The following is a 9,498-nucleotide window of genomic DNA, read 5'->3' on the forward strand; positions in this document are numbered from 1 at the left end:
GAACGTAGCCAACACCGCTTCAGCTGCAAGTAGGAAGGGTATATATTTGCGCCAATTAAACCACTTGGTAGACCAGATAAAATTACGCTCAATCAACAAATATTGATTGAGCGTAATCTATTTATCACTGTTATAGACGCTCGGCAATCCAAGCGTCGACAGACTCTAAGGCCGATGGCAGAGCGTGAGCATCTGTCCCTCCAGCTTGAGCCATGTCTGGGCGGCCACCACCCTTACCACCGACTTGTAGTGCGACCATGTTGACCAGCTCACCCGCTTTGACTTTATTGGTCAAATCGTTGGTTACGCCCGCAATTAGGCCAACTTTGCCTTCAGCCACATTACCCAGCATGATGATGCCACTGCTTAATTGGTTTTTGAGATCATCTACCATGCCACGTAGCGCTTTGTTGTCTGCACCGTTGAGCTGCGCAACCAGTACGTTAACACCTGCGATCTGCTTAACTTGGTTGATAAGACCCGCGCTCTCTTTCGCCGCCAGCTTATCTTTCAACTGTTGGATCTCTTTCTCCAGCAGTTTGGCTTTTGCCGCCATTTCAGACACTTTGGCATCATGCTGTGCTTGCTGTGCGTCGAGGTAATCTAATGCGCCTTCACCAGTCACCGCTTCAATACGGCGAATACCCGCAGCAATACCCCCTTCAGAGATGATTTTGAACAGGCCAATATCGCCTGTGTTGCTTGCGTGGATACCACCACACAGCTCAGTTGAGAAGTCGCCCATCGACAGCACGCGCACTTGATCATCATATTTCTCACCAAACAGCGCCATCGCACCTTTCGCTTTCGCTTCATCAATATTCATGATGTTGGTTTCGATGTTGTGATTGTGGCGGATCTCTTGGTTCACCAAACGCTCCACTTCTTTGATCTCAGCTGGCGTCATCGCTTCAAGATGAGAGAAGTCAAAACGCAAGGTTTCCGCACGCACTAGAGAGCCTTTCTGCGCCACGTGTTCACCCAGCACTTTACGTAGTGCAGCATGCAACAAGTGAGTCGCCGAGTGGTTCAGCGAAATTGCCGCACGGCGCTTTTCATCGACGATGGCGTCCACCTGATCGCCTGTCGCCAATACGCCTTGAGCGAGCACACCGTGATGCGCAATCGCGTTACCTAATTTTTGAGTATCTTCAACATGGAAAATACCTGCGTCGGTTTTCAAAACGCCAGTATCGCCGCATTGACCACCTGATTCTGCGTAGAATGGCGTGTTGTCTAGTACGATGATGGCTTTATCACCGGCTGACAGCGTAGAAACTTCCGCGCCCTCCACGAACATTTCGCGTACCACACTTTGGCCACGACTCGCCGTGTAACCGCAGAATTCGGTATTGGTGGCGGATTTGATCAGCGAATTATAATCCGTACCAAATTGGCCGGCTTCACGAGCGCGTTGACGCTGCTCTTCCATCGCTTGTTCAAAACCCGCTTCATCAATGCTAAAGCCACGCTCACGCGCCACATCATTGGTTAAATCCGCAGGGAAGCCGTAGGTGTCGTAGAGTTTGAAGACGGTTTCACCATCCAGCACTTGGCCTGATAGTTGATCCAGTGCGTCATTCAGAATGCTCATACCGCGATCAAGAGTACGACCAAAGTTTTCTTCTTCAATGCGAAGGACTTTTTCAACCAGAGCTTGCTGCTTTTTCAGCTCAGCGCCAGCGGTGCCCATCACTTCTGCCAATGGCCCCACCAACTTGTGGAAGAATGCACCTTGCGCACCGAGCTTATTGCCATGACGAACTGCACGACGAATGATACGGCGCAGCACATAACCACGACCTTCATTCGAAGGCATCACGCCATCCACAATCAAAAAGGCACATGAACGGATGTGATCCGCGACAACGCGCAGAGACTGATTAGTCAGATCTTGGTAACCAATTGCGTCTGCGGCTGCTTTGATCAGCGTTTGGAATACGTCGATTTCGTAGTTGGAGTGCACGCCTTGCATGATCGCGGAAATACGCTCAATACCCATGCCCGTGTCCACAGACGGCTTAGGTAGCGGCTCCATCGTGCCATCCGCATGGCGGTTGAACTGCATGAAAACGTTGTTCCAGATTTCGATGAAACGATCGCCATCTTCCTCAGGTGAGCCTGGAGGTCCACCCCAAATGTGGTCACCGTGGTCGTAGAAGATTTCAGTACATGGACCGCAAGGACCAGTGTCACCCATCTGCCAGAAGTTATCCGAATCGAACTTCTTGCCGCCTTTTTTATCGCCGATGCGAATAATGCGATCAGCAGGAATACCCACTTTCTTATTCCAAATATCAAAGGCTTCGTCATCGGTTTCATAAACCGTGACTAACAAGCGCTCTTTCGGCAGTTGCAGAACGTCAGTCAGAAACTCCCATGCATACTGGATCGCATCTTCTTTGAAATAGTCACCGAAACTGAAGTTACCCAGCATTTCGAAGAAAGTGTGGTGACGTGCGGTGAAACCGACGTTTTCTAGGTCGTTGTGCTTGCCGCCCGCGCGGACACAACGTTGAGCCGTCGTCGCGCGAGTGTAAGCGCGCTTTTCCAAGCCCAAGAAACAGTCTTTAAATTGGTTCATCCCTGCGTTGGTAAACAGCAGGGTCGGATCGTTAGCAGGCACCAGAGAAGAACTTTCTACAATTTGGTGACCTTTGCTTTCAAAGAATGAGAGGAACGCGCGGCGCACCTCATCCGTGCTCATAAACATGCAGCTCTTCCTGAAATACTCAAGTTAGAATTTTGCGCTATTGTAAAGCAAGGATAACAGTTCGCCTAGTTTCTTCTCTTCAGCAAACTGAATGTGTGGCGAGCGGCAGCTCAACCAAGATGCATAAAATCCAGAGCGAGATTAATAAGCGGAATGTAGAGGGTGAAAGCGATTACTCATCACTCTCACTGGCTTGAAGCGCATAACGGATTTGCTCAAAGTTGAAACCACGGTACTGTAAGTACCGAACTTGTTTGGCGTATTGCGAGCGCTCGTGGCTGATGCCGCTTTTGAATTTCTTGTGTGCGACCTCTTTCGCTAGTTCAAACCAATCTATCGTTTGCTCGGCAAGAGCTTGCTCAATCACCTCTTCCGCGACCCGCTTTTCTTTGAGTTGCTGGCGCAAACGCTGCTCACCGTAACCTTTATGAACGATTTGTCGAGCCTGACTCGCTGCGTAACGGGCATCACTCAAATACCCTAGCTCTAAAACGTACTTCACAACCTCATCAATCACTTCAGCAGGATGACCTTTGAGGGCTAATTTTTGGTATAGCTCATATTCGCTATGATCGCGACGGCTCAGAAGTTGTAAGGCACTTTGTCGGCAAGTGGCTAAGTCGAAACTCATGGAACTCCCTATTAGGCTAACGGTGAGTTTTGAGTCACTCACTCAATTGGCAGCCAAAAAGAAGCCCTGCATTGCAGGGCTTCATTCACATCGAGATTGAGAGGCTGAACCTCTTTGCATTCAGCCTGCCGATTAAAACTCTTCTGGCACCGCGCCAAATTCGACGTCATCCGCCGCAGAAGATGTTTCAGCTATCAGCTGCATGTTTTCTGGGTTTAACAGCATTTCACGCAGTTTTTTATCTAGAGTTTTCGCAATTTCTGGGTTTTCTTTCAGATACTTGCAGGCATTCGCTTTACCTTGGCCGATTTTATCGCCGTTATAGCTGTACCAAGCACCTGACTTTTCAACCATCTTGTGTTTCACACCAAGATCGATCAATTCACCTTCGCGGTTAAAACCTTGGCCATACATAATTTGAGTGTTGGCTTCTTTAAACGGTGCCGCAATCTTGTTCTTCACAACCTTGATACGGGTTTCGTTACCCACCACTTCTTCGCCTTCTTTGATTGCACCAGTACGGCGAATATCCAGACGAACAGAAGCGTAGAATTTCAGTGCGTTACCGCCAGTGGTGGTTTCTGGGTTACCAAACATCACACCAATCTTCATACGAATTTGGTTGATGAAGATACACATACAGTTGGATTGCTTGAGGTTACCCGTCAGTTTACGCATCGCTTGCGACAACATACGCGCTTGCAGACCCATGTGGCTATCGCCCATTTCGCCTTCGATTTCCGCTTTTGGTGTCAAAGCCGCGACCGAGTCAACAACAATCACATCTACCGCACCAGAGCGAGCCAGTGCATCACAAATTTCCAGTGCTTGCTCGCCGGTATCTGGCTGAGAAACCAGTAGCTCATCGATGTTCACGCCCAGTTTCTTGGCATAAACCGGATCCAACGCGTGCTCGGCATCGATAAACGCACAGGTTTTACCTTCACGTTGCGCAGCAGCAATCAGTTCCAGAGTCAGTGTCGTTTTACCCGAAGATTCAGGACCGAAGATCTCAACGATACGTCCCATTGGTAGGCCACCAGCACCCAACGCGATATCCAGAGACAGAGAACCGGTCGAAATGGTTTCTACATCCATCGCGCGGTTGTCGCCTAAGCGCATGATGGAGCCTTTACCAAATTGCTTTTCAATTTGACCGAGGGCGGCCGCAAGTGCCTTCTGTTTATTCTCGTCCATTACTCTCTCCGGATAGTCACTCTCAGGTGATAGGTAATTGTGTCGAAATCGGGTCGACGCTGATTTGTCATGTTGGGGCTCATTATACTGTTGATTTGTACAGTGTCCACCCCTGTATAGAAAAAAGTTTGGCTCAGTTAACGTTTTGAACCTGATCTGCTGCGAGATGTTCAATCAAGCTTTGCAACACATGCGCTATGGCTTGCTGACGCACTTGTTCGCGATCGCCTGCAAAATGGCAGGTTTCCACTTTGAGCCAACCTTGAACACTGGCAAAGCCAAAGCAGACGGTGCCAACTGGCTTTTCTGCACTACCGCCACCGGGGCCAGCAATGCCGCTAATCGAAGCTGCTAGCGTAGCCCTTGAATGCAAGAGCGCACCAAGCGCCATCTCTTCAACGGTCTGTTCAGAAACCGCACCAAATTGTTGTAATGTTGCTTGCCGAACACCGAGCATTTCTTGTTTAGCTTCATTACTGTAAGTCACGAAGCTGCGATCAAACCATGCCGAACTTCCAGCCACTTCAGTCACCCAATAAGCCACACCACCGCCGGTGCAAGATTCTGCGCTAGCGAGGATCTGCTGCTGGTTAGCCAGTAGCCCTCCTAACTGCTCACTCAAGGAATGTAGTGTTTTCATACGCTTGCCTCTCGCTTCTGTTTCATTGTGTCACTGGTGTTTCATTTTGCTCGGTAAAACTGCAGGCTAAACTACCGAATTAGGCGCTAATTGCAATCGTCCCAAATAGAAAGAGTGCCCTTGGGCACTCTTTCTCGGTCTAATTTCAACCCTCGCATTTCAAGCATCAGATTTCAAACATCAAGCTACCCGGAGCCAAGAATGGCCAGCGTAGGACGCTCGGGCTACTTTGCCCTTCACTGGCAAAGAAATAGCCCACTTGCGGTGTGGCGAAGACTTGATCGCCGCGACTCAAGCACTTTTCGCTTAAAGAGCGATGTGAAAGTTTGGCTTCCCACAGCTCTTGGCTTTGCCAACCGACAGGCGCTAGCTCAACGCGCACTTCTGCCCCAACTGGGTTAATCGAGACCACTTCAAACGGCAATGAGGCTTGGCTGTTCTCTTTATCTGACAGCGCCAACTCATGGCTGCGCACATACAGCAAACCACTTTGACGCGTCGCGTCACTCTCTGGTGGCTGAATAAAGGCAGAGCCATTGACCCACTGGCCATTTTGCCACTCACCCGCAAACTGATTAACGTTCCCAAAGAAATCAAACACAAAGCGGCTATTGGGCTGAGCGTAAAGCTCAACGGGTGAATCAATCTGCTCAATGCGGCCATTACTCATCACCACCACGCGATCGGAAAGCTCTAAGGCTTCATCCTGATCGTGGGTCACAAACACGCTGGTAAAACCTAACTCGTCATGCAGGCTACGCAGCCAACGGCGCAGCTCTTTACGCACTTTGGCATCCAAAGCGCCAAACGGTTCATCCAACAGTAGCACTTCAGGTTGGGTGGCCAGTGCGCGAGCCAGTGCAATACGCTGTTTTTGACCACCAGAAAGCTGCTCTGGATAACGATGCGCCAAATGGCCAAGCTGTACGATTTCAAGCAGTTGCTTCACACGCTTTTGAATTTCCGCCGGATTTGGACGCTGAGCACGCTCCATCACCTGCAAGCCAAACGCTACGTTATCGGCCACCGTCATATGACGAAACAGCGCATAGTTTTGGAACACAAAGCCAACTCGACGATCGCGCACATGCACATTCGTTACGTCACGATTTCGAAAATGAATCGTACCGGAATCCGCTCCTTCCAAACCAGCAATAATACGCAGTAATGTGGTTTTGCCGGAACCAGATGGCCCTAACAAACCAATCATTTCACCATCTTCAATCTTGAGAGAAAGCGGGGCAAGCGCCTGAAACTGGCCAAAATGTTTAGAGATATTATCTAGACGAATGCTCATAAGGTTCCCTGCTCATTATGCTCGACCGCCTGAAGGCGCTCTTGACGCCACTCGACCAAAGCTTTCAGTAATAATGTTAATAGGGCGATAAACGCCAGTAGTGAAGCGCTAGCAAAAGCGGCTTGCGACTGATAATCCTCGTACAGAAGCTGTACATGCAAAGGCAAGGTATTGGTTTCACCACGAATATTCCCAGAAACCACCGCTACCGCGCCAAACTCTCCCACCGCGCGAGCATTGGTGAGGATCACGCCATAAATCAACGCCCACTTAATGTTAGGCAGAGTAACTCGGCGAAACAGTTGCCACCATGATGCGCCTAAAATCACCGCGGCTTCTTCATCCGAACGTCCTTGCTGCTGCATAAGTGGAATTAGCTCACGCGCCACAAACGGACAGGTCACAAACACAGTCACCAGTACAATGCCCGGCCAAGCAAACATGATTTGCAGATCGCGCTCATACAACCATTCGCCCAACCAGCCACTGGTGCCATAGAGCAGCAGGTAAAGTAGACCCGCCACCACCGGAGAAACAGCGAACGGAATATCAATCAAGGTGATCAAAAACTTGCGACCAACAAATTCAAAGCGGGTCACTAGCCAAGAGAGCAGCACACCAAACACCAGATTGATTGGCACTGTCAGTAGTGCCACCACTAGCGTTAACCCAATCGCGTGGCGCGTATCGGGGTCATTAAAGTAACTAAAATAAGCGCCAATGCCGTTGGCAAACGCTTGTTGGAAAATGCTCAGCAGTGGGATCAGCAGCAACACGGCCACCAATAGCAGAGCCAATGCGATCAAACTCCATTTCACCCACGGCTTTTCACCGACACGTAAAGGCTGAGAATGTGCCATAAACTGATTCCTATCGTCCGTGAATACGACGCAGATAAGCGCCTTGCCAGAGGTTAATCATCAGCAGTAACAAAAGTGAGGTCAGCAGCACAACCGAGGCAATCGCGCTCGCCGCTGGGAAATCAAACTCTTGCAGACGCACGAAGATCATTAACGAGGTAATTTCGCTGATGTAAGGCATGTTGCCAGCAATAAAGATCACCGCTCCGAACTCCCCTAAACTGCGCGTAAAAGATAACGCCGTTCCGACCAATAAAGCGGGTTTGAGTGAAGGGAGAATCACTTTCCAAAACACAGCGGCGTCGGATGCGCCTAACGTCATGCCCGCTTCTTCTTCCTCACGGGAAATTTCTTCTAACACAGGCTGAACCGTGCGCACCACAAAGGGAATACTGGTAAAAGCCATCGCCACAATAATACCAAGTGGCGTATAAGCGACCTTGATCCCTAACTCAGCAAGTACGCTACCAATCCAGCCATTGGCCGAATACAGCGTTGCTAAGGTAATCCCAGCCACCGCAGTGGGCAGCGCAAAAGGAAGATCGACCAGCGCATCAAGAATACGTTTGCCGGGAAAAGTGTAACGCACCAACACCCAAGCAAGCAGCAAACCAAACAAGCCATTAAACAGTGAAGCAATCAAGGCCGAGCCAACCGTCACTTTATAACTTGCCACCACACGAGGGTCGGCAATCACTTGCCAATACTCGCTAAAGGTCATGTTGCTGGTCTGCATGATAAGCCCAGTGGCAGGCAGCAGCAGGATCAAGCTGACAAACAGCAAAGAGACACCGAGGCTCAACGCAAAACCGGGTAAAACCCTTTGCTGGCGCGGGCGAGAGTGTGCAAGCGTTTGACCCATAAAACCTCTTTCGATACATCAGGGTGGAATTAAGGTTGCCCATCCATTGGGCAACCTAGAGAAATGTCAGACAAGATTAGCGGCGCAGCAGTTGATCCAATTTAGCCCCATTGGCGAACTGGGTTTTCATCGCTTGTTCCCAACCACCGGCGATCCCTTCCACAGTCAGCAATTCAACGGCAGGAAAACGCTCAGCAAACTCAGCTTGTACCTTGGCATCGTGCACACGGTAGTTAAATTGTGCAAGCAAACGCTGTGCTGGCTCACTGTACAGGTATGAAACGTATTCGGTCGCCACATCATAAGTCCCATTACGTTTTGCCACTTTCTCCACTACCGCGACAGGGAATTCAGCCAAAATCGAGGTTTTCGGCACGACGACTTGGTAATCATCCGCACCGTATTGCTGACGAATGTTATTCACTTCCGATTCAAAGGTGATCAGCACATCGCCAATCCCACGCTCAACGAATGATGTGGTTGCACCACGGCCGCCAGTATCAAATACCGCGACGTTAGCCAGAAACTTCTTCAAAAACTCATCTTGCTGCACTTGGTTATCCTGACCAAATTGTTTTTGTGCAAAGCCTAGCGCTGCCAAGTAGGTGTAACGCGCATTACCTGAGGTTTTCGGGTTCGGGAACACACTTTTCACATCATCACGTACCAAATCACTCCAATCTTGGATGTTCTTTGGGTTGCCTTTGCGCACCAAAAATGCGGTGGTGGAGTAATAAGGCGAGCTCGCGTTTGGTAGCAGGGTTTGCCAGTTTGCTGGGATCAGCTTGCCTTTGTCGTGCAGAATTTGCACATCGGTCACTTGGTTAAACGTCACCACATCCGCCGCTAGGCCTTGCAGAATAGAACGCGCTTGAGCCGATGATCCAGCGTGCGACTGTTTAATTTCGACCGTCTTCCCTGTTTTTTGTTGCCAATGCTCAGCAAACACAGGGTTGTAAGCCACAAACAGCTCACGAGCAATATCATAAGATGAGTTGAGAATGGTTTGATCGGCCGCAGAGGCTTGGAACGAGCCTGCTAGCAGTAACGCTGTTAATGTCGATTTAATTCGGTTCATGTTGTTCTACTCCAGAATCACAAGTGCCAAGATGGCTTCCTTTATGCTGCTAGATTATGAGGAAAATCGTTTATAAAAAAGAACATTAATAGAACGTTTTGGAATAATTTCTAGCAATAAATTGTATGCCGAAGATAAAGTCGTTCTTATACTGCTGACATGAAAATAACGCCGCTTGCAAAGAGTCGCCTTACGCTTGCGCCGTCAATCAACAGAAGCT

The 9,498-nt window shown here is 49.5% G+C and carries 8 protein-coding genes; all 8 read right to left on the reverse strand.

Going from position 1 to position 9,498, the window contains the following annotated elements:
- Positions 1 to 130: 130 nt before the first annotated feature.
- On the reverse strand, positions 131 to 2,713 hold the full coding sequence (gene alaS, locus GOU96_RS16000; RefSeq protein ID WP_001961434.1) for an alanine--tRNA ligase: 2,583 nt from the start codon (positions 2,711 to 2,713) through the stop codon (positions 131 to 133).
- A gap of 172 nt (positions 2,714 to 2,885) precedes the next feature.
- On the reverse strand, positions 2,886 to 3,344 hold the full coding sequence (gene recX / locus GOU96_RS16005; protein WP_000006855.1) for a recombination regulator RecX: 459 nt from the start codon (positions 3,342 to 3,344) through the stop codon (positions 2,886 to 2,888).
- 132 nt (positions 3,345 to 3,476) lie between these two features.
- Positions 3,477 to 4,541, reverse strand: coding sequence for a recombinase RecA (gene recA / locus GOU96_RS16010; RefSeq protein ID WP_000344154.1), 1,065 nt, complete (start codon positions 4,539 to 4,541; stop codon positions 3,477 to 3,479).
- A 133-nt stretch (positions 4,542 to 4,674) separates the two neighbouring features.
- The gene (gene pncC, locus GOU96_RS16015) at positions 4,675 to 5,181 is read right to left on the reverse strand and encodes a nicotinamide-nucleotide amidase (RefSeq protein WP_174499849.1); all 507 of its coding nucleotides are present in this window, start codon (positions 5,179 to 5,181) and stop codon (positions 4,675 to 4,677) included.
- A 166-nt stretch (positions 5,182 to 5,347) separates the two neighbouring features.
- Complete coding sequence (locus tag GOU96_RS16020) at positions 5,348 to 6,478, reverse strand: sulfate/molybdate ABC transporter ATP-binding protein (RefSeq protein WP_174499848.1); 1,131 nt, start codon at positions 6,476 to 6,478, stop codon at positions 5,348 to 5,350.
- Entirely contained in the window at positions 6,475 to 7,338 is an 864-nt protein-coding gene (gene cysW / locus GOU96_RS16025; protein ID WP_000951359.1) for a sulfate ABC transporter permease subunit CysW, read from the reverse strand. Before cysW ends, GOU96_RS16020 begins: the two co-directional genes overlap by 4 nt.
- A gap of 10 nt (positions 7,339 to 7,348) precedes the next feature.
- The gene (cysT, locus tag GOU96_RS16030) at positions 7,349 to 8,200 is read right to left on the reverse strand and encodes a sulfate/thiosulfate ABC transporter permease CysT (RefSeq protein WP_000531809.1); all 852 of its coding nucleotides are present in this window, start codon (positions 8,198 to 8,200) and stop codon (positions 7,349 to 7,351) included.
- Positions 8,201 to 8,276: 76 nt separating this feature from the next.
- Positions 8,277 to 9,278 (reverse strand): thiosulfate ABC transporter substrate-binding protein CysP, encoded by a 1,002-nt coding sequence (gene cysP / locus GOU96_RS16035; RefSeq protein ID WP_042988185.1) that lies wholly within the window; start codon positions 9,276 to 9,278, stop codon positions 8,277 to 8,279.
- Positions 9,279 to 9,498 lie beyond the last annotated feature (220 nt).

The sequence above is a fragment of the Vibrio sp. R-1 genome (assembly GCF_035615595.1).
GTDB lineage: Bacteria > Pseudomonadota > Gammaproteobacteria > Enterobacterales > Vibrionaceae > Vibrio > Vibrio cholerae.

What these genes read in the sequence shown, in the direction of transcription:
- recA (WP_000344154.1), bottom strand. Translation starts at nt 4,541, where the DNA reads ATGGACGAGAATAAACAGAAGGCACTTGCGGCCGCCCTCGGTCAAATT.
- GOU96_RS16020 (WP_174499848.1), bottom strand. Translation starts at nt 6,478, where the DNA reads ATGAGCATTCGTCTAGATAATATCTCTAAACATTTTGGCCAGTTTCAG.
- cysT (WP_000531809.1), bottom strand. Translation starts at nt 8,200, where the DNA reads ATGGGTCAAACGCTTGCACACTCTCGCCCGCGCCAGCAAAGGGTTTTA.
- recX (WP_000006855.1), bottom strand. Translation starts at nt 3,344, where the DNA reads ATGAGTTTCGACTTAGCCACTTGCCGACAAAGTGCCTTACAACTTCTG.
- pncC (WP_174499849.1), bottom strand. Translation starts at nt 5,181, where the DNA reads ATGAAAACACTACATTCCTTGAGTGAGCAGTTAGGAGGGCTACTGGCT.
- alaS (WP_001961434.1), bottom strand. Translation starts at nt 2,713, where the DNA reads ATGTTTATGAGCACGGATGAGGTGCGCCGCGCGTTCCTCTCATTCTTT.
- cysP (WP_042988185.1), bottom strand. Translation starts at nt 9,278, where the DNA reads ATGAACCGAATTAAATCGACATTAACAGCGTTACTGCTAGCAGGCTCG.
- cysW (WP_000951359.1), bottom strand. Translation starts at nt 7,338, where the DNA reads ATGGCACATTCTCAGCCTTTACGTGTCGGTGAAAAGCCGTGGGTGAAA.